Here is a 522-nt window from a genome sequence, read left to right on the forward strand (position 1 = left end):
GCAGGTCGTGGCCGCCGACTTGGCAGGGCTCGCTATCCGGCCGATCGTCGGGGCGTTCGACATCCCGGGCACCCGCCTGGCGGCAGACGGAATACCCGTCTACCCCAGAGGAGTGCTCGTGCGAAACCGCGAGCTCGCAGCGGAAATGCTCGACGCCATGGGCGATCGGCCCGTGGTGCTGCTGCGCGGACACGGCCTCACCAGCGCGGCGCCGACGATGGAGCAGGCGGTCCTCCAAGCCATCAGCGTAAACACCTTGGCAGGCCTGTCGCTTCAGATCACAGCAGCCGGAGGGCAGCTGCACGACCTTCCCGGTCCCGACATGGCGGAGCTGCCAGATCTCGGAGGGCCGTTCAACATCGCGACCGCCTGGCGACACGAGCTCGCCCGGCTGAGCGTCAGCCCATGAAGCCGGCCAGCGCGGCAGTGCCGACAGTCCCGCCGACGCTGGGTACGATACAAGGCATGCGATCGACAGAGACAGAAGACGGATCCAAATACGGTCCGCCGCCGCAATACCCC

General features: G+C 67.8%; 1 protein-coding gene. It reads left to right on the forward strand.

Going from position 1 to position 522, the window contains the following annotated elements:
* Positions 1 to 409: 3,4-dihydroxyphthalate decarboxylase (gene phtC, locus AC5Y5O_RS32210; protein WP_500028770.1), on the forward strand; the 409-nt coding region annotated here is incomplete at its 5' end.
* Positions 410 to 522 lie beyond the last annotated feature (113 nt).

It is taken from the genome of Mycobacterium sp. NGS40 (assembly GCF_059812735.1).